The organism is Pseudochrobactrum sp. Wa41.01b-1 (assembly GCF_019464455.1).
Classification (GTDB): Bacteria; Pseudomonadota; Alphaproteobacteria; order Rhizobiales; family Rhizobiaceae; genus Pseudochrobactrum; species Pseudochrobactrum saccharolyticum.
In genome coordinates this window covers 2,692,815-2,716,742 of record NZ_CP080493.1, presented here as the reverse complement: position 1 = coordinate 2,716,742, position 23,928 = coordinate 2,692,815, and the positions used below count along the sequence as shown (strand labels likewise).

Annotated in this window: 22 protein-coding genes; 5 read left to right on the top strand and 17 right to left on the bottom strand. The window is 53.2% G+C overall.

Going from position 1 to position 23,928, the window contains the following annotated elements; translation table 11 throughout:
- Positions 1-96: 96 nt before the first annotated feature.
- The 8 genes from K1X45_RS12540 to K1X45_RS12505 all read right to left on the bottom strand — a co-directional run bounded on the left by K1X45_RS12540 (position 97) and on the right by K1X45_RS12505 (position 7,689).
- Positions 97-783, bottom strand: coding sequence for a GntR family transcriptional regulator (locus tag K1X45_RS12540; protein WP_075654225.1), 687 nt, complete (start codon positions 781-783; stop codon positions 97-99).
- 207 nt (positions 784-990) lie between these two features.
- On the bottom strand, positions 991-2,040 hold the full coding sequence (locus K1X45_RS12535) for an ABC transporter substrate-binding protein (RefSeq protein WP_220159017.1): 1,050 nt from the start codon (positions 2,038-2,040) through the stop codon (positions 991-993).
- A 50-nt stretch (positions 2,041-2,090) separates the two neighbouring features.
- On the bottom strand, positions 2,091-3,215 hold the full coding sequence (locus K1X45_RS12530; RefSeq protein WP_220159016.1) for an FAD-binding oxidoreductase: 1,125 nt from the start codon (positions 3,213-3,215) through the stop codon (positions 2,091-2,093).
- A complete protein-coding gene (locus K1X45_RS12525) occupies positions 3,212-4,630 on the bottom strand; it encodes an FAD-dependent oxidoreductase (protein ID WP_370627036.1) in 1,419 nt (472 codons plus the stop codon). Before K1X45_RS12525 ends, K1X45_RS12530 begins: the two co-directional genes overlap by 4 nt.
- Positions 4,630-4,956 carry a (2Fe-2S)-binding protein gene (locus K1X45_RS12520; RefSeq protein WP_220159015.1) on the bottom strand — a complete coding sequence of 109 codons (327 nt, stop codon included), beginning with the start codon at positions 4,954-4,956 and terminating at the stop codon, positions 4,630-4,632. Before K1X45_RS12520 ends, K1X45_RS12525 begins: the two co-directional genes overlap by 1 nt.
- A 6-nt stretch (positions 4,957-4,962) precedes the next feature.
- Positions 4,963-5,757, bottom strand: coding sequence for an ABC transporter permease (locus tag K1X45_RS12515; RefSeq protein ID WP_220159014.1), 795 nt, complete (start codon positions 5,755-5,757; stop codon positions 4,963-4,965).
- 4 nt (positions 5,758-5,761) lie between these two features.
- Positions 5,762-6,640, bottom strand: a complete 879-nt coding sequence (locus K1X45_RS12510; RefSeq protein ID WP_220159013.1) for an ABC transporter permease — start codon at positions 6,638-6,640, stop codon at positions 5,762-5,764.
- Positions 6,641-6,642: 2 nt separating this feature from the next.
- On the bottom strand, positions 6,643-7,689 hold the full coding sequence (locus K1X45_RS12505; protein ID WP_220159012.1) for an ABC transporter ATP-binding protein: 1,047 nt from the start codon (positions 7,687-7,689) through the stop codon (positions 6,643-6,645).
- A gap of 245 nt (positions 7,690-7,934) precedes the next feature.
- On the opposite strand from K1X45_RS12505, the gene K1X45_RS12500 reads away from it, so the two are divergent.
- Positions 7,935-8,750: an IclR family transcriptional regulator gene (locus K1X45_RS12500; protein ID WP_022710880.1), complete on the top strand. Its 816-nt coding sequence runs from the start codon at positions 7,935-7,937 to the stop codon at positions 8,748-8,750.
- Between the two features lie 46 nt (positions 8,751-8,796).
- Here the strand turns inward: K1X45_RS12500 and K1X45_RS12495 are convergent, their stop codons facing one another.
- A complete protein-coding gene (locus K1X45_RS12495; RefSeq protein ID WP_075654216.1) occupies positions 8,797-9,705 on the bottom strand; it encodes a LysR family transcriptional regulator in 909 nt (302 codons plus the stop codon).
- 252 nt (positions 9,706-9,957) lie between these two features.
- Between K1X45_RS12495 and K1X45_RS12490 the strand changes: the two genes are divergently transcribed.
- The 3 genes from K1X45_RS12490 to K1X45_RS12480 all read left to right on the top strand — a co-directional run bounded on the left by K1X45_RS12490 (position 9,958) and on the right by K1X45_RS12480 (position 14,326).
- Positions 9,958-10,752, top strand: coding sequence for a transporter substrate-binding domain-containing protein (locus tag K1X45_RS12490; RefSeq protein ID WP_225686362.1), 795 nt, complete (start codon positions 9,958-9,960; stop codon positions 10,750-10,752).
- Between the two features lie 152 nt (positions 10,753-10,904).
- Positions 10,905-12,416, top strand: a complete 1,512-nt coding sequence (locus K1X45_RS12485) for a M81 family metallopeptidase (protein WP_220159011.1) — start codon at positions 10,905-10,907, stop codon at positions 12,414-12,416.
- 146 nt (positions 12,417-12,562) lie between these two features.
- Positions 12,563-14,326 (top strand): LysR family transcriptional regulator, encoded by a 1,764-nt coding sequence (locus K1X45_RS12480; protein WP_220159010.1) that lies wholly within the window; start codon positions 12,563-12,565, stop codon positions 14,324-14,326.
- On the opposite strand, the gene K1X45_RS12475 is transcribed toward K1X45_RS12480, so the two are convergent.
- The 8 genes from K1X45_RS12475 to bioB form a co-directional block, all read right to left on the bottom strand.
- A complete protein-coding gene (locus tag K1X45_RS12475; RefSeq protein ID WP_220159009.1) occupies positions 14,311-15,399 on the bottom strand; it encodes an acyl-CoA dehydrogenase in 1,089 nt (362 codons plus the stop codon). The genes K1X45_RS12480 and K1X45_RS12475 overlap by 16 nt on opposite strands.
- An 11-nt stretch (positions 15,400-15,410) precedes the next feature.
- Positions 15,411-16,586 (bottom strand): acyl-CoA dehydrogenase family protein, encoded by a 1,176-nt coding sequence (locus K1X45_RS12470; protein WP_220159008.1) that lies wholly within the window; start codon positions 16,584-16,586, stop codon positions 15,411-15,413.
- A gap of 33 nt (positions 16,587-16,619) precedes the next feature.
- Positions 16,620-17,813 carry a CaiB/BaiF CoA-transferase family protein gene (locus tag K1X45_RS12465; protein ID WP_220159007.1) on the bottom strand — a complete coding sequence of 398 codons (1,194 nt, stop codon included), beginning with the start codon at positions 17,811-17,813 and terminating at the stop codon, positions 16,620-16,622.
- Between the two features lie 91 nt (positions 17,814-17,904).
- Positions 17,905-18,855, bottom strand: coding sequence for a beta-ketoacyl-ACP synthase III (locus tag K1X45_RS12460; RefSeq protein WP_220159006.1), 951 nt, complete (start codon positions 18,853-18,855; stop codon positions 17,905-17,907).
- Complete coding sequence (locus K1X45_RS12455) at positions 18,852-20,126, bottom strand: adenosylmethionine--8-amino-7-oxononanoate transaminase (RefSeq protein ID WP_220159005.1); 1,275 nt, start codon at positions 20,124-20,126, stop codon at positions 18,852-18,854. The genes K1X45_RS12460 and K1X45_RS12455 overlap by 4 nt, the downstream gene beginning before the upstream one ends.
- Complete coding sequence (bioD, locus tag K1X45_RS12450; protein WP_220159004.1) at positions 20,123-20,758, bottom strand: dethiobiotin synthase; 636 nt, start codon at positions 20,756-20,758, stop codon at positions 20,123-20,125. Before bioD ends, K1X45_RS12455 begins: the two co-directional genes overlap by 4 nt.
- The gene (locus tag K1X45_RS12445) at positions 20,751-21,866 is read right to left on the bottom strand and encodes an 8-amino-7-oxononanoate synthase (RefSeq protein ID WP_220159003.1); all 1,116 of its coding nucleotides are present in this window, start codon (positions 21,864-21,866) and stop codon (positions 20,751-20,753) included. The genes bioD and K1X45_RS12445 overlap by 8 nt, the downstream gene beginning before the upstream one ends.
- Positions 21,860-22,852, bottom strand: coding sequence for a biotin synthase BioB (bioB, locus tag K1X45_RS12440; protein ID WP_220159002.1), 993 nt, complete (start codon positions 22,850-22,852; stop codon positions 21,860-21,862). The genes K1X45_RS12445 and bioB overlap by 7 nt, the downstream gene beginning before the upstream one ends.
- A 281-nt stretch (positions 22,853-23,133) precedes the next feature.
- On the opposite strand from bioB, the gene K1X45_RS12435 reads away from it, so the two are divergent.
- Entirely contained in the window at positions 23,134-23,919 is a 786-nt protein-coding gene (locus K1X45_RS12435) for a hypothetical protein (protein WP_220159001.1), read from the top strand.
- Positions 23,920-23,928 lie beyond the last annotated feature (9 nt).

The window sequence follows — 23,928 nt, the reverse complement described above, 5'->3', positions numbered from 1 at the left end:
TCAACATATTTGTCATCAAATATTTTAAACAATATAAAAAACTCCGGCAGGCCTGCGGCTTACCGGAGCTAAAAATCGCGTAATTATAAATGAAAATCAGAGCAATGCGGCGCGCAGACTGGAGGACTGATCTTTGTCATCTTCCAGCTCCAGCTCACATTCGACACGGTCGAGATGTTCAATCACGGCTTTGATTGCCGTTTCCGTATCACCACGCGCAATATGTTCGACAATTGCCTGATGCTCATCCGGCCCGCAATTATGCAAATGGCGTGAGCGATAAACGGCCGTAATCAGCGATGTGCGCGAGATCAGATCTTTGACAATACCATAAAGGAAAGATGATCCTGCAAGCTCTGCCAGCAACAGATGAAACCCGCCGGAAAGCCGGATAATATCCGTGCGATTGCCCTGCCGGTCAGCATTGCGCTCTTCTTCCACATGGGCATTCAACCGCTGAACATGCTCTTTATTGATATTCTCGCACAGGCGCTCAACCACCCGATGTTCAATAGCGCGGCGGGCATAGAACACATCCCGCGCTTCTTCTACCGATGGCTCGGAAACAAATGCACCGCGATTGGCCTGAATTGTCACCAGTCCTTCACGCTCAAGCGTAGCCAGTGCCTGACGGATACGCGCACGGCTGACATCAAAAATTTCCGCCAGTTCTTCTTCTTTCAGCCGCGTGCCGGGCTTCAGCCGCCGCTCGGCAATCGAGAGCCATATCCTGTCAAATATCTGACTTGCCGGCGTAGCCTGGGCACTTTCTGCCTTGGACATGGAAACTCCCGTTATTTCACTTATCTCTCAATTCGTATCAGGCATGCATAATCCTGCCTGTTTAATTATTTTCAAGAGAATGTCGACATGATTGTTCTGAATATTGCTGCTGAATGTCTGACAAATAGGTGTAAATATCAAGAAGGTAAAATAAAAGCCCGCGATCAGAGATCGCGGGCCATATAGTTTCAAGCAAAAAGCGGCTGATTAACGCTCGATTGTGCGGTTCCAGCGGCTGTTCCATGCCTGACGGTTTTTGTTGACCGCATCCCAGTCCAGAACATTTGCAGTTTCCATATAACCACGGAAGGCTGTGAGCTTGGCAGCTGCATCATCATTGCCGGCCTTGGCATTGATGTTCGAAGGAATGATATTGCCATTGTCCAAAGCAAGGCTCTGCGCATCGGCGGACAGCAGATAATGTGCCAGTTTCTGGCTCAGTTCCGGCTCGCTATTATTGGCAATCACACACTGGGTAACGGCCAGAACCACCGAACCTTCTTTAGGCTGCGCATATTCCACCGGAATACCCTTGTCCTTCAGATTGTTCACGCCGGTTGGGGTCAGCGGGAAGATTGCAGCTTCACCGGTCTGCACCATTTCAGAGATTTTGGCCGAGCTTGGAATGAACTCGATCACATTCTTGCCGATGGTGTCGGAGAATTTCTCAAAACCCGGCTCGACATTGTTTTCATCGCCGCCCTGAATGCGGTTGAACATCAGGAATGCATGAAGGCCAAAGCTGGAAGCTGAAGCGGACTGGAACACAACCGCATTGGCAAATTTAGGGTCAGCCATATCCATCCATGAGGTTGGAGCTGCCCAGCCTTTTTCATCAAACAGCTTTTTATTATAGGCAAGACCGGTCATGCCCATATCAACGCCGATGGCCATATCATCTTTCAGACGCGCTGCCGGCTGGATTTCTTTCAGCACCGGATCATCAGAGATTGGCTGGCAAAGATTGCTGCCGATAGCGCGTACCATCACACCGTCGTCCAGCAGCATGACATGCATCTGCGGATTGTCTTTGGCAGCGGTTGCTTTGGCCAGAATATCGGCTGAAGTGCCCGGAACCACGACAACTTTAACATTGTTGGCTTTTTCAAACGGCGGCAGAACATGCTCGGTATAAGCGCGTTCAAAATTGCCGCCATTCATGCCGATATAGAGTGTCTTGGTTTCTGCCTGTGCAGCTGTTGCAACAGCAGCGGCACCCAATGCCAGAACGGAAACCATTGTCAGTTTAGAATTCATTTCGTGCTACTCCCATTATGAAGATTAAAGTTTGCCTTGTCCGCCCGTTCTCAGGCAGGAAGGTTATGAAAACGATCAATGCTGAAAGCCCCGATCGGTATGTTGCTTTGGCCTTGTGTTACCAGATCACACAGCACCGCCCCCACAGCTGGTGCGGTCTGAAAGCCCGCTCCGCAAAAACCAAAAGCATGAAAAAGCCCGTTCACCTTGGAACTCGCGCTGATAACCGGATTGCCATCCGGCATTTCAGCCTCAGTACCGGACCAGAAGCGGATAACATGGGCATGTTCCAGATGCGGAAACAGCGCAATTGCCCGCTGCATAACCGATGAGGCGGCAGTCACCGAAGGTCGCGAATAGTCCGGATTATCCAGCACAATTCCGCGCCCGCCGCCCATCACATAATTACCGCGCGTCACCTGACGGCCATAGAAACTGCCGCCCTCTTCGCCCATGCTCATTGGCAGGCGATAAGGCAGCGGTTCTGTCACCACCATCGACGGATAGATTTTCTTGAGCGGAACGCTCTCACCAAACTGGCTGGCAAACTGATCCGACCATGCACCGGCCGTATTGACCAATTGGCGACACCGGATTTCCGTGTCCTCACCGGCCTGCAACACAAAACCACTGCCGGTACTGACAGCCTGATGCACCGGCATATGTTCCAGCACCGTGGCACCGGCAGCGCGGGCTGCACGGGCAAAGGCCGGAGAAACCAGACGCGGATTAGCATGGCCATCATCATGGCAGAGTGATGCTCCGGCAACATCGCCGGTCAGCCACGGGAAACGTGTTTTCACGGCCTTGCCGCTGATGAGTTCCAGCTCCAGACCATGCGGACGCACACGCGCCGCATAGGCTTCGAGCTTGGCGAAATCTTCTTCCGTGCGTGCCAGTTTCAAATGACCGCAACGCTGATATTCGCCATTAATGCCGATCAGTTCCGGCAAACGAGCCCATATTGCATGAGACAATTCCGCCAGCGGCAGCTGTTCAACGCCGCGCCCCTGACGGCGCACACCGCCATAATTGACACCGCTGGCCTGCGCGCCGCAGAAGCCCTTATCCAGCAGGATCACCGACAAACCGGCCTTGCGCATCGCCAGTGCCGCAGAACTGCCGACCAGACCGCCGCCGATAATGGCTACATCCGCTTCCAGACGTCTGGTCATGATACCACCTCGTCTTCAGCAGCCTGTTGCATCGCACCGAAACCAAGTGGCACCGGCTTCACCGGCGCCTGCGCGCGCAGCCGACCGATTTCAGATGCATCAATATGCAATTGCGATGACAGCAGTTCCGTGGCCGCAGCAGTGCACATCCGCCCCTGACAACGCCCCATGCCAACACGGCTCAGGGCTTTCAGACGGTTGATCTCGCGGATACTGCCGCCGCTGATTGCATTCAATGCTTCGCCCACGGTGATTTCCTCGCAGCGGCACAGCGTGACTTCAGGACTGACAGTTTCAAACCAATCGCGCGGAAACGGAAAAGCCTTTTCCAGCAGATCGCGCTCGATGATGATCTTCTGATGCGCTTTTTGCAGAGCATTGATATGCGCTGCATCAACGGGAAGCCCGCGCTTCTGCAGCAAAGCCAGAGCCGCCATTTCACCGGAGATTTCCGCTGCATCGGCACCGGCAATACCACTGCCGTCACCGGCAAGGTAAATCCCCTTCTCACTACTCTGGCCCTGTGCGTCACGCACCGGCAACCATGCTCTGTCGCGGCTGTTGAACTCAAAGGCACAACCGGCGAGATCAGCCAGTTGCGTTTCCGGACGCAATGCAAATCCATAGGCCAGTGCATCGCACGCCAGTGTTTTGACCCCAGACTTGCCCTGAATATAATAGCGGATACCCTCAACATGGGTTTTGCCGACAATGCTGTCAGGACGCGCATTATAGATAGTTTTCACACCGGCAAGACGCAATTGCATGGCATAGAATATACCAAGCGCCACAATGCGCGGTGCATGGAGTGCCAGCTGCGCCAGATGCAATTTGGCTTTGAAAGGTGCCGTATCCAGCACGGCAACAACCTTGGCACCGGCCTTCATATATTGCCATGCCACCAGATAAAGCAGCGGCCCCGAGCCCATGAAAACCAGCTTGTTTCCGATGGTCACGCCTTGTGCTTTCAGTGCTGTTTGCGAGGCACCAAGCGTATAGACACCGGGCGTTGTCCATCCTGCGAACGGCAACACACGATCCGTCGCGCCGGTCGCCACGATCAGTTCAGAACATTCAATCCGGCGATAATGACCATTGGAGATCACATCGAGAAAACGTGTATCGCCGTTTGGCGAAATATTCCACACCAGCGTTTCCGGATGATAATCAATCGCCGGTCTCAGCGCTTCAAAAGTCTCATGCAGCGCTTTGGCTTTCGATGCTTCCGAACCGTAGCGCTTGGCATAGGAACGACCGTCATCAATCAGCGGCTGGCGATAAATCTGCCCGCCTGCCCGCAAACCTTCATCCAGTACGAGCGGACGCAAACCAGCCTTGACCAGCACTTCCGCTGCACGGATACCCGCAGGCCCTGCTCCGATAATCACCGGCTGTAAATCGGCTTTGGCCATCATCACACTCCGGCGTCCATAGGCATGGCTGTTACAAAGCGCATACCTTCCTGCAACGGTGTGGTGCAGGCACGAAGGCGCTGCCCCTCTTCCGTCATGACATAGCAATCCTGACAGGCACCGATCAGGCAGAAACCGGCACGGTTCTCACCGGTGAACTCGGTTTGGCGCACATGAGACGCCACCGCCATAATGGCAGTCAGCACCGTATCGCCGAGGCGTCCGACCTGCGCAACACCGTTCAGTGAAAAGCCGATTGGCTTTTCATCCTGACGGTAGCGACGGTGAAACTGCCCGCCGCTATAGGGAGTTTGCGTTTGAGCACTCACTGCAGATCAGCCTTTTCCGACCAGAATACGATCCAGACCAAACAGGCGATCCAGAATGACCATCGCAACCGTTGCCACAAGGATCATCAGCGCAGAGACCGCGGCCATCATCGGATCAATCGACTCGCTGGCATACATATACATGCGCACCGGCAGAGTGACAGTTGAAGGCGAGGTCACGAAGATCGACATCGTCAACTCGTCAAAACTATTGATGAATGCCAGCAACCAGCCGCCGCTCACACCCGGCAACAACAATGGCAGGGTGATGCGTTTGAACACTGTCCATTCACCGGCACCCAATGTGCGGGCGGCATTTTCCGCATTGCGATCCATGCTGCTTAATGAGGCCAGCACCAGACGCAGCGCATATGGCGTGATGATAATCGCATGCGTTGCCACCAGCCAGAAGAATGAACCGCTCATACCCATCAGCGAGAACAGACGCAGAAACGCAACGCCGAGCACCAGATGCGGAATAATCAGCGGCGACAGGAACAGCGCATTCAGCGCATCCCGCCCCGCAAAATCATAACGGGTGATTGCCAATGCTGACGGCACCGCCAGCAGCGTGGAAATCGTGGCCGCAAGGAAGGCCAGTTTCAGACTGTTCCCGAAGGAGGTCATGAAATCATTATGCTTGAACACCGCCTCGAACCAGCGCAGCGACAACCCGTTCCACGGCATTGTCAGCGTGTTTTCCGGCGTGAAGGCAACAAGGCAGACCACCACCATCGGCGCCAGCATGAAGATGACGACAAAGCTGTGAAAAATCAGAGCAACAGGACCATTTTTCTGCATGATATTACCCCAGCTTCCGTTTGGCCTGACCTTCAATCATACGATTATAGGCAATCATGATGATGAGGTTTGCGACGAGAACAATAATGGCAATGGCGGCGCCAAGCGGCCAGTTCAGCTCAATCATGAACTCGTCATAGACAACGGTTGCAGCCATTTTTAAACGGCGACCACCGAGCAAGCCGGGAATAGCAAAAGAGCTTGCCGACAAGGCAAAGACAATCAGGCTTCCGGAGAGAATGCCAAGCATGGCCTGCGGAAATACGATACGGCGCAGCGCTGTGAAGCGTGAGGCACCAAGGGTCAGTGCCGCAGCTTCCACTGTCGGGTCGAGTTTCTGCAACACTGTCCAGACCGGAATAACCATGAATGGCAGCATGATATGCACCAGACCGATAACAATCGCGGCCTCTGTATAGAGCAGCTGCAGCGGCTCCAGCCCGACCGTTGTCAGCGCACCATTAATGAAACCATTACGGCCAAGGATCATGCTCCAGCCGAAGGTACGTACCACAACGGAAACCAGCAACGGGCCGATAATCACCAGCAGGAAAATCGAGCGCCAAGGAGAGCGCATATTCGAGAGAATATAGGCTTCCGGCACGCCGATCACCACGGCAATCACGGTTGTGATCAGCGCAAGACGCAAGGTGCGCCAAAAAATCGACAGGTAATAATCATCCTGCAACACTTGCGTATAATTGTGCAGGGTGAAGGTGTTTTCGATACCGGTGTCGTAATTATAGCTGTTGAACGACAGAATGACTGTCAGCGCCAGCGGCAGCAGCACAAGACCGATGAAAAGCAAAGTCGCGGGCCCTGCCAGAAACAGCGGAGCAAAGCGGCGTTTTGCCTGAGATGGGGCGGCAGAGGTTGCGCTCATGGTCAGGCCGCTCCGCCTGCGAGCATCCGGCAATCTTCATGCTGCCAGACCAAACCAACTGTTTCGCCTTCTGCCGGTGGCGGTGTGCCGACATTTGGCAGCGACACAGACAATTGTCCGGCAGGAGTTGCAACCGTGACAAACCACTGGCTGCCCATAAAATAGCGGGTGGCAACAGTACCATCCACATGACCGGCACCGGCATTGGTCAGGTTCAGTTTTTCCGGACGGATAAACAGCGAAACCCTGTCGCCGCTCACAGGCTGTTCCGGTTTGAAGCGTATAGCGGTATTTTCAATCGCCAGCATATCCGCTTCAACCTGCGCACTCAGGAAGTTGGACTTGCCAACAAAGTTGGAAATGAAATCATTCCGCGGATGCTCATAGAGCTTATAAGGCATATCAACCTGTGTGATATTACCCTTTTCCATCACCACAATACGATCACTGATCGACAAAGCTTCCGCCTGATCGTGGGTCACCATAATGGTGGTAATGCCCACAGCACGCTGAATGCGGCGCAGCTCAAACTGCATTTCTTCACGCAGCTGCGCATCAAGATTGGACAAAGGCTCATCCAGCAGCAGCACCGGCGGATTGATCACCAGCGCACGGGCAATCGCCACACGCTGACGCTGACCGCCGGACATTTCACGCGGATAGCGGTCGGCCAATGGGGAGAGATGCACGAGAGCCAGCGTTTCTTTCACGCGTTCATCACGTTCCGCTTTCGGCACTTTGCGCATTTCCAGACCAAAGCTGACATTCTGCGCAACAGTCATGTGCGGAAACAGTGCATAGCTCTGAAACACCACGCCGAGCTGGCGCTGTGCCGGAGCCGTATAGGTAATATCGCGGCCATCCAGCGTGACAGAGCCCGATGATGGTGTCACCAGACCGGCGATCATCTGCAATGTCGTTGTCTTGCCGCAGCCGGAAGGACCGAGCAGAGAGATAAACTCACCTTTTTCCACAGCCAGATCGAAATCCTTCACCGCTGTGAATTTTCCATAAATTTTGGAAACCTGTTTCAGGTTCAAAAAGCTCATGCATACCTCCCTGAGCAGTACCGGCATTTCTGCGCTGCGGGTTATCCGGCCGTTTACCGCTCTCTCAATCGGCCTGTTTCATGGCTGCCTTGTAACAAGGGCAAGCGGGCAGATTTCACTTAAAGCGGAATTTATCCAATAATTGACAGAAATTTTGCGAATTAGACAAATTCTATTTTCTATTCTGAAATATTTTATATAGTTTAATCCATAATACGGAATTATTCCAATTCAAGAGTCGCGCAATGAGTGAAAATACGAAATCCCCTGTGAATACGAGCCTCACAAAAGCCATCCAGATATTAAAAGGACTGGCCGCTCATTCACGGGACGGAATGCGGCTGATTGATCTGGCACGCGAGCTGGAGCTTAGCCAGCCATCCACGCATCGCCTGCTCAAAAGCCTGATCAGCGAAGGATTGGTTGAGCAGATCAACGACACAAAATCCTATCGCCTCTCGCTGGATTTTTTCTGCATGGCAGCGCAAACCCGCCAGCGTGATGGTATATTGGATTTTGCCCGTCCGGCACTGCTACGTCTGTCAGCTACCTTTAACGACACCGTATTTCTGCTTGTGCGCAGCGGTTTTGATGTCGTGTGTCTCGACCGCGTGGAAGGCCCGTTTCCGATCCGCTCTTTCACAGGTGATATCGGCGGCAAGGTTCCGCTCGGTATTGGTCAGGGCAGCATCGCCATTCTGGCTTTTCTGCCGGAGGAAGAGCGCGAAGCGATTATCCGTTTTAACATGCCGCGCATTCTCGACCGCGCAGCGATTGATGAAGTTGATCTGCGCATTATGATTGACAGTGTAAGACAGACCGGCGCTGCCCATATGAATTTTGAAATGATTGAAGGCATGGCAGGACTGGGCGTGCCGGTGCTGGATCAGAACGGCACAGCCGTTGCGGCGCTGAGTATCGGCACACTGGCCTCGCGCCTGACAGAACAGCGCCAGCGCACCATCGCTGATCTTTTGAAAAAAGAAGCAGCACTGATTTCCAGCAAGCTCAATCCGTTTGATGCGACATTGCGCTATCCAAGTCAGGCGCTGTCACGATAAATCATTCACCGCTGTATCCTTGCCAGATGCAGCGGTACTACCGGCCTCAGCCGGACAGTTCCGGTGCATCCTGCTGCTTTCGCCGCAATGCAACCTCTCTGAGCAACCAATCGAGGAAATCTTTTGTCACCGGCTTTGACCGGAACAAGTCCTCCTGACATACAAACTGGTAAGTCTCCTGCGGTTCAAAGCAATGTTCCGAGACCAGAAACATCTGGCCGGTTTTAAGCTCCTGCTCAACCAGCGCCTGATCGATCAGCGCCACACCCTGTCCCTCTTTAACCGCCTCCAGAATAATATGCTGATCGTCAAAAATCAGATCCTGCTGACTATGACCAAGCATCAGGCCGGATGTGGCAATCCAGCTCTGCCATTCTGATACGGAGCGGTAATGCAGACGGTTGCTGCATAAAAGTTCCGTTGCACTCTTATATTGATTACGGATGGACGTCCCGCAAACCGGTACCAGCCTTTCACGCAGCAATTGTTTTGAGAATTTTCCGGCCACACCACCCAGACGATAATCGATCACAATATCCGGCTGGCCGGATGCGGGCACATTGGTATCAAGATGGGACAGATGCAGCTGCAGACCCGGATGCTGCGCCAAAAATTCAGAAATGCGCGGCGCAATGATTTTCATCGAAAAGAACGGCCCCACTTTCACACGCAACACCTTCTGCGCCGTGCGCGGGCTGATATGGCGGATTGTTCCGGCCAGATCATCAAAGGCACGCTGACAGGATGTGAACAGCAGACTACCCTCCTGTGTCAGTTCCACGCCGTGCTGTCTGCGGATAAACACCCGCAAACCCAGATAGTCCTCCAGCAGGCGGATCTGATGGCTGACCGCCCCCTGCCCGACACATAATTCATCCGCTGCTGCCGTGAGACTGCCGCAGCGCGCAGCGGCCTCAAAAGCCCGCAATGATTTCAGCCCGGGTAAATCACGCATCTTTCATCCTGTCCAGAATTTTTCAGATATGAATTATTTCGATATTTTAAATCAATTTTTTCACATTGCATACAGGTTTTAAATCCATCATGCTGGCAATTGAAAAAACAATAAAAATTCAATTAAATTATTAATATCAATGTTTTAATTGATATTAAATTAGTTTCACACGGCGAATGGAAGCGCCAAGAACAAGCCTTTATTCTAAAATCAGACATTAGAAGAATGAAGGGCAACATCGGGGAATCTTTAATGAAATCAGCATTCATATCAGCGGTAAGCCTGATCGCTCTGGGCATTATGACCGCTCAGGCTCCGGCGGCAGAAAAACTGCGCATCGGCACAGAAGGTGACTACAAGCCGTTCAATTATGTAACCGGCAGCGGCGAAATCAAAGGTTTTGACTATGATATCGGGCAGGCCGTCTGCGCTGAAATGAAAGTTGAGTGCGAATGGAGCACGCATGAATGGTCGGGGATTATTCCTGCCCTGCAATCCGGCAAATTTGACGTGATGATCGCCTCAATGGCAGTCAATGAAGAGCGCAAAAAACAGGTTACTTTCAGCAATCCGTATTATTTCAATGCCATGCATTTCATTGCCCGCAAGGATCTCGGCATTCAGGAAATCTCCAAAGAAGCTCTGAAAGGTAAGGTCATCGGCACTCAGTCCGGCTCGGTTGCGGTCGATACGCTCAAAGACTATTTCCCTGACAATGAAGTGAAACTCTATCCTTCGCTCAGCGAGGTATTCCTCGATATGGACAGCGGTCGTCTCGATATGGTGCTGGAAAGCCAGATGGCACTGAGTGACTGGCTGGCGCAGGACAGCGGTAATTGCTGTGAATTCGCCGGCAAGCCTTTCATTCTGGATGCGGCACAGGGCAATGCTATGGCCGTGCGTAAAGACAGCGGCGATCTGGCAGAGCGCCTCAACACCGCGCTTGCAGCCATCATCAAAAACGGCACTTACGACAAGATCCGCCAGCAATATTTTGACTTCGACATTATGGTTCGTCCGGTCAATGCCAGCGCCTATCTGAAGTAAATCTGCACGCCTCAGATCATTTCTTCCCCCGTAGCCTGCAAACAGCGTTCCGTTCACAGGCTCATGCTTTCTGCCCTGCTCACAGCAAAAGCAGGCGGGGCAGAAAGCCTTTCGCTTGCAATATCAATACCGCATAAATGAAAGATGCCCCTATGAGCTTCAAAGTCGCCGTTCTTGAACTCAATCAGGAAACCAATACTTTTTCCAAGCTGAAGACCACTTTGAAGGACTTCCATCTCTGCCACTATTTTAAAGGACAGGAAATCGAAATCCACTGCCGCGGCACCAATTCCGAGATCGGCGGCTTTATCGAATGTTGCGAAGCCTATGGCTGGGAGCCGGTCTATACCGTTGCCGCCCGTGCCGAACCGGGTGGCTTGGTAGAAAAATCCATGATCGAGCATTTTCAACGCGATGTGGCTGAAACGCTAGAAGGACACAAACCGGACGGCGTGTTCATTGTTTTTCACGGCGCTATGTGCACGGAAAGCGCGGATGATGCCCAGATCGAATTGCTGCAATTTATCCGCAATATCGTAGGCCATGATATACCTGTTGCCGGTACATTCGACCTGCATGCCAATAGCGCGCCGGAAATGAGTGCACTCTTGGATATTGCCGTTTCTTTCCGCACCTATCCGCATGTGGATATGGCTGAATGTGGCCGTAAGGCAGGTAAATTGCTTGAAGACGCGATGCGCGGTCAGATCAGCCCTGCGATTGCCGTGCGCCAGCCACCAATGCTCAATGGCTGCAATGACGGCCGCACCACCCATGCCTGCGCCATGACAGAAATTCTGGAAATTGCCGATCAAATTGCAGCGCAGAACGGCATTCTTGCCACCTCCATTAATGCGGGGTTCTATGATGCCGATGTGTTCAACACAGGATCATCTGCTGTCATCTGCTATGACCGCAACAAAGTAACGGAAGCACAGGCTGTCAGCCATGCCGAGCAACTGTGTCAGGAAATCTGGAACCGCCGCGAAGATGAGGACAATCGTCTGCAGGCACCGGAAATGCCCGAGGCAATCCGTGCGCATTTTGCCAATAACACCAAACAAGGCCCGCTGGTAATCGCCGATTTCTCCGATAATCCGGGCTGCGGTGCCTATAGCGATGCCACAACCGTGCTGAGCGGATTGCTCAAAACCAATGTCGGGCGTGCGGCCTTTGGTGCTTTCTGTGACCCGCAGGCGGTTGAGGAACTGGCAGCGGCCGGTATAGGTGCGCAATGCACTGTCAGCCTTGGCGGTAAAGTTGACCCGAAAATCGGTGGCGGTGCAATTACGCTGACCGGTGAGGTCATTGCCATTTCAGACGGCAATATCACTTTTGAGGGGCCGATGTTTCAGGGGCTGCCTGCCTCACTGGGTAAAAGCGTCTGTTTCCGTGTCGGCAATACTGATATGCTGATCTCATCAGAACGTCAGCAAATGCTGGATAAAAACCTGTTCCGCAGTGTCGGCATTGAACCTGCTGATTATGATATTGTTGTAGTGAAATCCCAGCAGCATTTCCGCGCTGCTTTCGGGCCGATTGCCTCAGCGATTATCGAAGTGGATGCCGATGGGTTGAGCACAGCCAATCTCGGTGCCCGCGATTATAAAAAACTGCGCCGCCCGATCTATCCACTAAATGCGGAAACAACATTCAGCGCCTGACCAGTAAATCACATAACAACAAAACCGGCTTTGCCTTGCATGGCCGGTTTTGTTTTGTCTGCTTCAATCCTGTTTTTAAGCTGGTCATTTGCATTGGGGAACAGTTATAGAAAACTGTCCTTTAAAAACATAAAGCTGCACAGACCATGGAACTTCGCTCTCTCGCCTATTTTGTTCTGGCCTGCCAGTATTATAATCATGCAGAAGCGGCCAAAGCCGAGCAGATTTCTCCCTCCACCCTCAGCACCGCAATTTCTGCGCTTGAGACGGAATTGGGGCTGGAGCTTTTTGTGCGCGGCCCCAAAGGTCTGGTGCCAAGCGAAGCCGGCCGCTGGCTGTTTCAGCAGGCGACTGCGACCTTGCAGGCAGTGGAGACCGCGTTCTCCGGCAAAGCCATTTCAACCGCCCTCAAAGTCAGCTCGCCGCTGCATTTCATGTTTGGAAAATTATCCCGCGCAGCAACGGCTGCGGTGCGTCCTTTCCGGCTTTCCCATCCTGAATATTATGCGCAGGTGCATTTCCGCTCCCCCCTCATCAGCGCCTTCGACACCAGTAAACCTGAGAATACAGATATTCTGATGGGTTATGCCTCGCAAAATGGCAGCGATCAGGAACAATTTCTGTTTGATGATGAATGGATTGCCGTTGCAGGCGGGTTGATACCCGATGAGAATCAGGCGCCGCTCAGCCCAGAGGATTTGCGCAATTACAGCCTGTGGCTGCCGCCGCTCTTACCAGCCGAAGAAGCGCGTATCCGCGCCTATTGCCGCCAGCATGATCTGCCTGCGCCGGAGATGACATCGGAAGATGTGGGGATTTTCACTCGTCTCAAGCAAGCCAAACAGCCGGTACTTCTGTTGGCACCGCATAGCCTGCTTGCCAGCGGTATCAGCCGCAATGATCTCGCAGTGCTGCAATTGCAAAACCCGCTGCATAGTCCGGTTACAGCGAAAATCACCACCAAAGATGAAAAGCTGACTGTCGTCGCACAGGATTTCATCACATTGGTGCGTGAAGAACTGAGCAGACAGACCGTGACGCTCTATAATCCGCCGGTCTCCCTGCGCGATATTCAGAGTATTCTGACGCTCTATCATTGCCGTAATATGAGCGAAGCCGCCCGCAGGCTCAATCAGACCCAGCCTGCCCTGTCCGCACAATTGCGCAAGACAGAGCAACTGATGGGCACAGCCCTGTTTGCCCGCCATTATAAAGGCCTGCATCCGCTGCCGACCGCAGTCCATAAAGCGCCTTTGCTGCAAAGCGTCCTCAATCTGGCCGATGCGATACGTCAGGGTGCGCAGCAAATTGCGGTGATGGACGAGCCGGTGATTTCTTTCGGCCTCAGCCCGATGGCCTTGCTCAGCCCGATAAGCGCCACAGCGATCAGCAATGCAATCCGTGAATGGCAGCGCCTGTGCCCGCATGTGCTTTTGAAAGTGAGTGAAGCACCGGCGCATGTTCTGCAAGAACGGTTGAAGCAGGGAGAGTGCTCCATTGCACTTATGGAGAGCACAATACACCCTGAAAATGCTGCATTCTTAACCGATCTGGGACCGCTGCAATATATTTCCGATATTGATGCAGAAGATGCACCGCTGGCTTTGCCTGCTACCGGTGACAGTATCCGCAATGCTTTGATGCAAATGCCGGACACTACTGAGTATCAACCCTCGCTGGAAACCCAGTCTTTACAATTATGTCTGGCTCTCGCGGGCAACGGCTATAGCACGATTATCCCTGCGGCTCTGGCAGACAATATCAGCTCCGCTAAGCCTTTATTACAGCACATCCTGCCGGATGCGCCGCATTTTTATCTGACTGCGGGCACCAGCGGCACCCGCAATCTCAATGAGCCGGAGCATATTCTGCTCGCGTGTTTGCGTAAGGCGTTTCAGGCAGCCAACTGACGATAGGCTGCCATATAGGCTTCCGCCTGACCGAAACTATGCTCATTCACCAGCAGGCGTTTGACCAGCGGGGAAATCGCGCATTCTTCAGTCATGCCAATACCGCCGTGAAGCTGAACTGCCTCCTGTGCGATATGGCGGGCTGACCACAATGTCTGCACCCATGCGGCAAGGGTCAGAGCGCGGGCATCTTCCGCACCATTATCCTGCGCTTCCGCTGCAGCTTCAACCAAGGCTTTTGCCTCATCCAGCGCCACCGACATATCCACGAGACGGAACTGAATGGTCTGGAAAGAGCCAAGCGCTTTGCCGAACTGCTTGCGCATCCGCATATAATCCAGCGTCTGCCGGTAGAGATTATCCATCGCGCCAAGACTGTCTGCGGCAACAGCAATCAGAACATCTGCGGCGCAGGCTTCAGTGCGCTGTCGTGCATCAGCGCCGGAGAGCAGCACCTGAATATCCGACGGTGCAATATCTGCCGTGATTTCACTCATCATCCGGCCGTCAATCATCGACAACTGACGGAACTGCGCCTTTTCCGCAGAGACCAGACACAGGGCAACGCCACTGCCTTGTTGCACCAGACACAATAGTTTTTCCGGCTCCCGCGCACCAAAGACCTGCTGCTTGTTGAGTGTCAGACCAGTGCCGGTCAGTTCCGGCAGGTTAACAGACTTGATGCCCTGCGCAGCTGTCGCCAGATGACCGGCAATACCCAAACGCATCTCACCTGTGAGGAAGGTTTCCAGCAATGGCGCAACATCCAGATTGCTCTTCTGCGCTTCACATAACAGGTTAGCTGCCAGTGCCGCCCCGCAGGCAAAATCCAGCGGTAATGCAACATTACCTAAAGCCTGTGATACAGCTGTCAGACCTTCTGCGCCCAGCTCCGCACCACCCAATGCCTCCGGCAGCGCAAGACCAATCAGCCCCATTTCCGCAATCTGCGGCCACAGATCGAGATCAGTCTGCGGCAAACCGTTTTCCGGTGTGTGATCGGCAGCAAAGCGGCTCACAAAATCCGTCAGCATCCGCAATTCGTCTGCTTTTTCTTCGTGTGTTTTCTGCATATCCGCTCTCCTCACCTTAAACCCAGAACCTGCTTGGCAAGGATCATGCGCTGAATTTCGTTTGATCCGCCCCAGATCGTCAGCTTGCGCAAGTTGAGCCACGCAGCAGCGGCACCGGCAGCGGCCGGATTTTCCGCATCCGCCTCACCCTCAAGGAATGCCTCGCTGTAAGGCAGCACCTGCGAACCCCAAATATCCAGTCGTAATTGCGCCAATGCCTGTGCAATTTCTGTACCGCGGATTTTGAGTTTCGAGGCTTCGGGGCCCGGATTTTCACCCGCTTCACTCTGCGACAGGAGTTTCAGTTCCATATGCTCCAGCGCCAGACGCTGGATTTCAATCCGCGTCATCCGATCCTGCAACAGCGGATCATTCGCTACACCAAGGCGTGCGGCATCTTCTTTCAATTCACCGAGAATACGCTTGGAACGCGCAGCACCGGACATGGAAAAGCGCTCATATTCAAGCAGATATTTACCATAGCCCCAGCCTTCGCCCTCAGTACCGATCAGGTTTTCAACCGGCACACGCACATCATTGAAGAACACCTCGTTAAACTCGGCCTCACCATCCAATGTGCGGATCGGGCGGACTGTAATACCGGGGGTACGCATATCAATCAGCAGGAAGGAAATGCCCTGCTGCGGACGTTCGCCTTTATGCGTGCGTACCAGACAGAAAATCCAGTCTGCCCATTGCGCCCATGTTGTCCAGATTTTCTGACCATTGACCACATAATGATCACCATCCCGCATGGCTGAAGTTGTCAGCGAAGCCAGATCGGAACCTGCCCCCGGTTCGGAATAGCCCTGACACCAGAATGTCCGGTTCTCGCGAATATCCGGCAGAAAGCGTGCCCGCTGTTCGTCATTACCAAAGGAATGGATAACAGGCCCCGCCATGGCAATGCCAAACTGACACGGATGCGGTGCACAAATCGCACCATATTCCTGCTCAAACAAATAGCGTTGCACCGGTGTCAGACCGGCTCCGCCCATCTCTTTGCTCCAGCCTATTGCATACCAGTTGCGCGCTGCCAGCACTTCCTGCCAGCCGGTCAGGTCTTCTTTGGTCAGGCGAATATTGTGCCGCACCTTATAGGCCAGCGCTTCCGGCAAATTGGCACGCAAATAAGCGCGTGCATCCGCTGCGAATGCGCGGTCGGCATCCGTAATCTGTAGTCCCATTCTTGTACTCCGTCCCTTAAATCACAAGGATAATCAGACAATACCGGCGCTTGTCAGCGCGCTGATCTGTGTCTCATCCATATCCAGAAACTCCCGCAGAATATCCGCACCGTCAGCGCCCAGCTCCGGTGCCTGCCGGATGTCACCGCGCGGCAAGCCGTCGAAATGCACCGGCTGTTCCGGCACCAGAAGTTTGCCCAATTGCGGATGTTCAACTTCATGCAGTAATTGGCGATGCTGTGCATGGGCGCTTTGTGCGGCCTCATCCACTGACCAGATTTCTGACACCGGCAAACCGGCTTTGCCAAGCTTCTCCACCACTTCGGCAGCAGTGCAGTGTCGTGACCAGTCCTCAATTTCCGCCTGCAAAGCATCACGGTTCTGACTGCGCAACTGATCGGAGGCAAAGCGCGGATCTTCCGCCAGATGCGGTTTTCCCAGCGCCTCTGCGAGACGGGCAAAAAGCGCCTTGTTGGCCACAGCAAGAATGAAAGGCGAATCCGATGCGGCAAAAGCACCAAAAGGCGCAGACAGCGGATGCTGATTACCAAAGCGTGCAGGCCGGTTACCGCTGCCCTGCCATCCGGCGAGCACGGTCGGCAGCAGACTGAACAGCGCATCAAACATCGCCACATCAATCCGTGCGCCCTGTCCGGTAACCGAGCGGCGGTAAAGAGCGGCAGAAATCGCCTGCGCCGCATAAATACCGGAAACAATATCGCCGATGGAGTCGCCAACCAATGTCGGGGCACCATTGGCCTCGCCAGTTACGCTCATCATGCCGGACAGCGCCTGCGCTACCACATCATAACTCGGCATAGCGGCCATCGGCCCTTGCTGGCCAAAGCCGGAGACGGAGCAATAGACCAGATCAGGCTTCAGCGCCTGCAACTGTTCTGCACCGATCCCCAAACGGTCTGCCACCCCCGGTCGGAAATTTTCCAGTACCACGTCGGCTTTCAGTGCCAGTTCCTGCGCGATCTTCACAGCTTCCGGCTGGCGCAGGTCGAGTTTCAGGCTGCGTTTATTGCGGTTAAACAGTTGAAAATTGATGCTTTGATTATTACGCACCGCGCCCATATAGCGCTGATCGTCGCCCTGCGGCGGCTCAACCTTAATGATCTGTGCGCCCTGATCCGCCAGAATTGCAGAGCAAAACGGCCCTGCCAAAACGCGGGAAAAATCCAGCACCGTAATACCCGCAAAAGGCTTCTGCTGCTTCACCATTCCAATTCCTCCATACCGGAGACAAGAATAAGAAACAGCGCCATGCCTTGTGAAATAGTGATACGGCAATCAGGCTATAAAATTTACCGAATTATCCCGTGTAACTGAGCAGCGCAGCACCGCCTGTCAGCCCAGCCCCTGCCGCTGTCAGCAAGATCAAATCGCCTTTGCTATATTGATTTCCCCCCAGAGACAGGCTGAGCGGAATGGTCGCCGCCGATGAGTTGCCATAGTCACTGATCGTGCGGGCGGTCACCGCATTGCTCAGTTGTAACTGTTCTGCCACCGCATCAAAAATCCGCACATTGGCCTGATGCGGCACAAAATGATTGATCGCGTTAGATGCAACATTGGCTTGTTGTAAAACTGTTTTGCCGCATTCCGTCATGGTCTTCACCGCCTGTGCAAACATGGTGCGGCCATCACGCATAGTCATCAATGTTTCACCTGCCGGAATGCCGATCAGATCATAGTGACTGCCGTCACTGGTAAGTGTGGAACTGACCAGACTGCAAAGCCCGCTTTGGGATGGTGCCAGCACAACGGCTCCGGCCGCATCACCAAACATCACAGCCGATGCCCGCTCTTGCCGGTTGATACGGCGTGAGAGAATATTGGCCGCAACAATCAGCACTGCCCGCCCCTGCGTTCGCACCATTGCATCCCCCATCACCAGCGCATAGAGAAAACCGGAACAGGCACCGGCAAGATCAACCGCACCGGCACCTGTGAGACCTAATTTATGAGCAAGCAAAGGTGCAGAAGGCGGCAAAAGATGATCGGGCGTTGATGTTGCCAGCAGTATCATGCCGATCTCAGATTGAGTTATACCAGCATTTCTCAAAGCCATGCGTCCGGCCTCTGCCGCCAGATCCGTCAGCGTTTCACCATCCTCAACCCAATAACGGCTGCGGATGCCCGTGCGGCGTTCAATCCAGCCGAGCTCAAGTCCAAGCTCGGCTTCGATTTCTGCGTTGAACACCTGACGCTTCGGCACGGCATGACCAAAGCTGATGATGGATGACGGATAAACCCCGCTCATAATTTGCCGCTTTGCAGCAAGGCTGCCGCCTCATCAATCAGCAGATAAGAGCGCTGCAATTCCTGCTCGGTGACACAATAAGGCGGCATCAGATACAGTACATTGCCAAGTGGCCGCAACAGCACATCATGAGAGCGGAAAAACGCCTTCAGCCGTAAAGCGACATCCGAGAGATAACCGCTATTTTGCGCTTTAACATCCAGCGCTGTGATGGTTCCGCACTGCCGGACATTCTCAAAACGCGGATCATTTTTGAAACGTACCAGTTCACGGCTCTGCATCGCCTGCAAAGTCTGCACCCTTTGCAAAACCGGTTCATCACGCCAGATTTGCACATTGGCAAGCCCTGCTGCACAGGCAATCGGGTTCGCCGTATAAGAACTTGAATGATAAAACGTGCGGCTGCGATCGGTTGAGAGATGCGCTTCGAATATTTCCGGTACGCACAGCGTCACCGCCAGAGGCAGTGCCCCGCCGGTAATCCCCTTAGAGAGACACAGAATATCCGGTGTGATACCGGCCTGCTCACTCGCAAATAAAGTGCCGGTGCGTCCCCAACCGGTCATCACTTCATCGCAGATCAGCAAGACACCATGTGCTTCAGCAATGGCTTTCAACTGCCGCAACACAAAAGCCGGATAGATTTTCATACCGCCTGCGCCAAGTACCAACGGCTCGACAATTAATGCTGCCAAGTCCCCGTCACGGCAGAGCTGTTCAAACGCATCTAGCGTTTGCTGTTCACGTCCCTCGGCGGGAAACGGAATTGTCACCACATCATAAAGCAGTGCACCGTAGGCTGCATTGAACACGCCGCGCTCACCGGCAGACATGGTGCCTATCGTGTCACCGTGATAGCTGCCCGCCATCACCGCAATTCTGGAGCGTGGTTCACCGCGATTATGGAAATAGCCCAGCGCCATTTTCAGCGCCACTTCCACACTGGTCGAACCGCTGTCGGAATAGAACACATGCGACAGGCCATGCGGCGCAATGCGGATCAGCTCCTGTGCCAGTTGTTCAGCCGGTTCATGGCTGTATTCCGCAAAAATGATCTGGTCGTATTGTTCTGTAGCCTCACGAATGGCCTGCATGATCTTCGGGGTGCGATGACCATGGGTAATCACCCACCAGGACGAAATCAGATCAAGGATTTTGCGCCCGTCCTCGTCAATCAGATAAGCACCTTCGGTGCGGGCAATCTTTTTCGTAACAGGCTCCAGCAGATGCTGGGTAAACGGATGCCAGACCGGTGATGAATGCTGGTTCATCGGGCACCTCCGGTAAAATCATGCAGATTAAAGTTCTCTGCAAATGCTTGCGCCAATGTCCGCGGGTTCAGATCAACCAGCACCGGCAGGCGACCAAGGCGGCGCACCTTGCCCAGTTCACAAATGATCCCTTCACTGTCCTCATGCGCATGACCGATAAAGGCCACGCCGAGCACCGGAATGTTACGGTTGCGCAGTGCTTCCAATGACAGCAGACTATGATTGATTGTGCCGAGTTGGGTGCGAGCGCAGAGAATGACCGGCCGCTGCCAACGGGCGAAAACCTCGAGATAAGTTTGCATGCGTGTCAGTGGCACCATCAAGCCACCTGCACCTTCCACCACCAGCGGGTGGTCGCAGTACGGAATGGTCAGAGCAGCGGGATCGATTTTCACCCCTTCGGCCTGGGCTGAGAGATGCGGTGAGGCAGGTAATTGCAAGCGCCATTGCTCCGGCAGGACAGGACAATCCGGCGCCAGACGACGCACGGTCTCGCTATCCGTTTCTTCCTCAAGACCGGATTGCACCGGTTTCCAGTAGCTGCCTTGCAGGGCTTGAGTCAGTGCTGCGCTGAAAATGGTTTTGCCGATACTGGTATCAGTACCGCTGACAATAAATACAGGATTATTCATAGGAATTTGCAATCTGTTTCAGCACTTCAGCCATACGGCTGATCTCTGCCTCATCAACATTTAATGTGATAGAAATACGCAGCCGCGCTGTGCCAAGCGGCACGGTCGGTGGTCGAATAGCGCGGATATCAAAGCCATGATTTTGCATAGCTTTGGCCATTGCGACTGCACGTTGATTATCGCCCACGATATAGGGAATGATCTGCGAACCACTTGGCTGCAAATAGCATTCTGCATGGCGAATAAGTGCCTGTAATTTCTCACGCCGCTGCGGTTCTGCAGCCAACGCCTTCAAGCTACCGCGCACAATCGCTGCCTGCAGAGGTGCTGGCGCAGTTGAGAAAATAAAGCCCTTGGCCCGATTAATCAGCACATCAATCAAAACTTTTGCCGCACAAAGCAACGCACCGGAAGCACCAAGTGCCTTGCCACAAGTATACAGGATCAGCACATTATCCTGCCCTGCAAAATCTGCCGCTAATCCCCGCCCGTCGGCACCAAACACACCGGTCGCATGTGCCTCGTCAATATAAAGAAAACACCCGTAACGATCGGCCAAAGCACTCAGCTCTGCGAGCGGAGCAAAATCACCATCCATCGAATAGAGGCTCTCAACCACCAGCCAGATATTGCCGCTTTTCTCTGTCGCACGAAAATGCCGGATCGCCGCTTCAAAGGCCGCAATATCATTGTGCGGTACGCTTTTGGTCTTCGCCTTGCCTGCCTGTAACCCTGCATGAATACTGGCATGAATCAGCGCATCATAAAGCACCAGATCGCCAGCTTGGGGCAGCGTTGCAAATACTGCCTGATTGGCATCAAAACCGCTGGCGAAATATAAGGCCTGCGGTGCTTTGAAAAAAGCAGCGGCTTCCGCCTCCAGCGCTTCATGCTCATGATGATTGCCACGCAAGAGACGCGATCCACCGGAGCCAACCGGCACGCCACGCTCCAGTGCCTCACAGGCAATATTGCGCAAATTGTCCGAGCCAGCCAGCGCCAGATAATCATTGGATGAGAAATCTGCACCTTGCGGCACGTTGAGGTTACGCAGCCGCCCTTTGCTTTCAAGCCGTTGCAATATCGCATTGTAAGGCTGTATCAGCATGTGCAGCTTTCCTCAGCCACAGTCTCAGCCTGCATGCCCAAACGCTTCAACAAATCCGCATCGCGGTCATCGCCGGCATTGGCGGCTGTCAGCAAAACATCGCCGATGAAAATCGAATTGGCACCGGCGAAGAAACACATTGCCTGCATTTCATCGCTCATATTGCTGCGCCCTGCGGTAAGCCGCACATGAGATGTCGGCATCATAATCCGTGCCAAGGCGATAATGCGGATGAAAGCGATGGAATCCACCGGCTTGGCATTGGCGAGTTTGGAGCCTTCAATCGGGATCAGCATATTGATCGGCACGCTTTGCGGTACTTCCTCAAGATTAGCCAGCGTCACCAGCATGTTGACGCGATCCTGCTCACTCTCCCCCATGCCGAGAATACCACCGGAACAGACATTGATACCGGCCATACGCACATTATCCAGCGTATCCAGCCGGTTTGCGAAAGTGCGGGTGGTGATAATTTGCGGGTAAAATTCCTCAGACGTATCAATATTATGATTGTAATAGTCTAACCCCGCAGCACCGAGACGCTGTGCCTGCGGCAGTGACAACATGCCGAGCGTCATGCAGGTTTCCATGCCCATGGCCTTCACGCCCTGAACCATGGCAACGACCATATCCATGTCGCGCTCTTTCGGACTACGCCATGCCGCTCCCATGCAATAGCGCGTTGCACCGGCAGCTTTTGCCTGCCGAGCTTCAGCCAGCACACGCTCGACTTCCATCAATTTGGACGCCTTCAGGCCGGTCGGATTATGTGCAGACTGGTTGCAGTAAAAACAATCCTCCGGGCAGCCGCCGGTTTTGATGCTCAGCAATTTACTCATCTGCAAACGGTTCGGGTCGAAGTTCTGCCGGTGGATGACATGCGCCTGAAACATCAGATCATTAAACGGCAAATCATAGATGCGGCGCGCTTCTTCTGCCGTCCAGCGTGCTTGAGGTGCATTCTGATGAGAAACAGGATGAGACATGAAATATCCTTATAAAATGATGCTCGCTATAATTATAGATAATTTTACGAGATTCGGAATTTTCATTTCAATTAAAACGTCAAAATTGATATGTCCATATAAAAAAATCTATAATTCTGCATAGATTCAAAATCAATATTGAATTTTTATCTATAATTTTAACAAAAATCTCCTCTGCCGCTCCCCCTATCAAAACTTCGTCAACCTCATGAATTCAGTGTCTTTTGCTGCAATTTTTGTATTATGCAGGCAGTTCAGATCAGAACCGTAAGAGAGATTTCATGGCGCCGGTACATTTCAAACGCCTTTCACTCGCCATTTTGGCGCTGGGCATATCTGTTGCTTTCAGCAGCCCGCTACAGGCAACTGTACCCGCCACTGGAACCGATCACCTGAATAAAGCCTTGCAGGAATTTATTGTGCGGCTGGAAGAAACCAAGCGCACCAAACTCCCGCCACGCCTGTCCAACAGTCAGGATGCACCCGTGCTTGAAGATTTGTGGAATGTGCCGGCAATTATCGGTCAGGCACCCTATCAGGCGAGCGATTTGCCAATATTGATGGATATTATTCAACAGCAGGCACAGGTGACCAAGGCCTATGTATCTTTCTCAGCCGATCCGCAAAAACCGGCAGATACTGAGAAAAACAGCATCGCTTTTCAGGATGAAATCACCCGCTCTTCTGCCGCTATGGTCAGTTTCATTGCCGCCGCTCTCGAAGCCGCAGGCGATTATGCTGAAACACTGAAAACGACAAGCAACGGCAAAGCACAGACAGATACAATTCTTAAATTGCGTCTCGGCTTGCAGCAGGTCATTAATGGTTCTGCGCTGATGTTAAGCAATCCTGAACTCAATGCCCATAATCAGGAAAGACTGGCGCAAGCACTGGCAGATAATGCCCCCGCAATTGCAAAAGCTATCTCCTTGCAAGATCGCAAAATGCTGAGCAATATTATCGAGCGCGCCAAACCGGTCTTGCGCGATACTGCACGTCAATCCGCTGACCGGTTTATTTCTGCTATGGCAAATAAAGACTGCACCGTTCTTTGCGCATTGCATTGAAACAAAAGG

What these genes read in the sequence shown, in the direction of transcription:
- K1X45_RS12460 (WP_220159006.1), bottom strand. Translation starts at nt 18,855, where the DNA reads ATGAGCGGGGTTTATCCGTCATCCATCATCAGCTTTGGTCATGCCGTG.
- bioB (WP_220159002.1), bottom strand. Translation starts at nt 22,852, where the DNA reads ATGTCTCATCCTGTTTCTCATCAGAATGCACCTCAAGCACGCTGGACG.
- K1X45_RS12510 (WP_220159013.1), bottom strand. Translation starts at nt 6,640, where the DNA reads ATGAGCGCAACCTCTGCCGCCCCATCTCAGGCAAAACGCCGCTTTGCT.
- K1X45_RS12535 (WP_220159017.1), bottom strand. Translation starts at nt 2,040, where the DNA reads ATGAATTCTAAACTGACAATGGTTTCCGTTCTGGCATTGGGTGCCGCT.
- K1X45_RS12485 (WP_220159011.1), top strand. Translation starts at nt 10,905, where the DNA reads ATGAGCTTCAAAGTCGCCGTTCTTGAACTCAATCAGGAAACCAATACT.
- K1X45_RS12505 (WP_220159012.1), bottom strand. Translation starts at nt 7,689, where the DNA reads ATGAGCTTTTTGAACCTGAAACAGGTTTCCAAAATTTATGGAAAATTC.
- K1X45_RS12495 (WP_075654216.1), bottom strand. Translation starts at nt 9,705, where the DNA reads ATGCGTGATTTACCCGGGCTGAAATCATTGCGGGCTTTTGAGGCCGCT.
- K1X45_RS12515 (WP_220159014.1), bottom strand. Translation starts at nt 5,757, where the DNA reads ATGCAGAAAAATGGTCCTGTTGCTCTGATTTTTCACAGCTTTGTCGTC.
- bioD (WP_220159004.1), bottom strand. Translation starts at nt 20,758, where the DNA reads ATGAATAATCCTGTATTTATTGTCAGCGGTACTGATACCAGTATCGGC.
- K1X45_RS12490 (WP_225686362.1), top strand. Translation starts at nt 9,958, where the DNA reads ATGAAATCAGCATTCATATCAGCGGTAAGCCTGATCGCTCTGGGCATT.
- K1X45_RS12500 (WP_022710880.1), top strand. Translation starts at nt 7,935, where the DNA reads ATGAGTGAAAATACGAAATCCCCTGTGAATACGAGCCTCACAAAAGCC.
- K1X45_RS12435 (WP_220159001.1), top strand. Translation starts at nt 23,134, where the DNA reads ATGGCGCCGGTACATTTCAAACGCCTTTCACTCGCCATTTTGGCGCTG.
- K1X45_RS12525 (WP_370627036.1), bottom strand. Translation starts at nt 4,630, where the DNA reads ATGATGGCCAAAGCCGATTTACAGCCGGTGATTATCGGAGCAGGGCCT.
- K1X45_RS12475 (WP_220159009.1), bottom strand. Translation starts at nt 15,399, where the DNA reads ATGCAGAAAACACACGAAGAAAAAGCAGACGAATTGCGGATGCTGACG.
- K1X45_RS12470 (WP_220159008.1), bottom strand. Translation starts at nt 16,586, where the DNA reads ATGGGACTACAGATTACGGATGCCGACCGCGCATTCGCAGCGGATGCA.
- K1X45_RS12465 (WP_220159007.1), bottom strand. Translation starts at nt 17,813, where the DNA reads ATGGTGAAGCAGCAGAAGCCTTTTGCGGGTATTACGGTGCTGGATTTT.
- K1X45_RS12540 (WP_075654225.1), bottom strand. Translation starts at nt 783, where the DNA reads ATGTCCAAGGCAGAAAGTGCCCAGGCTACGCCGGCAAGTCAGATATTT.
- K1X45_RS12530 (WP_220159016.1), bottom strand. Translation starts at nt 3,215, where the DNA reads ATGACCAGACGTCTGGAAGCGGATGTAGCCATTATCGGCGGCGGTCTG.
- K1X45_RS12445 (WP_220159003.1), bottom strand. Translation starts at nt 21,866, where the DNA reads ATGCTGATACAGCCTTACAATGCGATATTGCAACGGCTTGAAAGCAAA.
- K1X45_RS12480 (WP_220159010.1), top strand. Translation starts at nt 12,563, where the DNA reads ATGGAACTTCGCTCTCTCGCCTATTTTGTTCTGGCCTGCCAGTATTAT.
- K1X45_RS12455 (WP_220159005.1), bottom strand. Translation starts at nt 20,126, where the DNA reads ATGAACCAGCATTCATCACCGGTCTGGCATCCGTTTACCCAGCATCTG.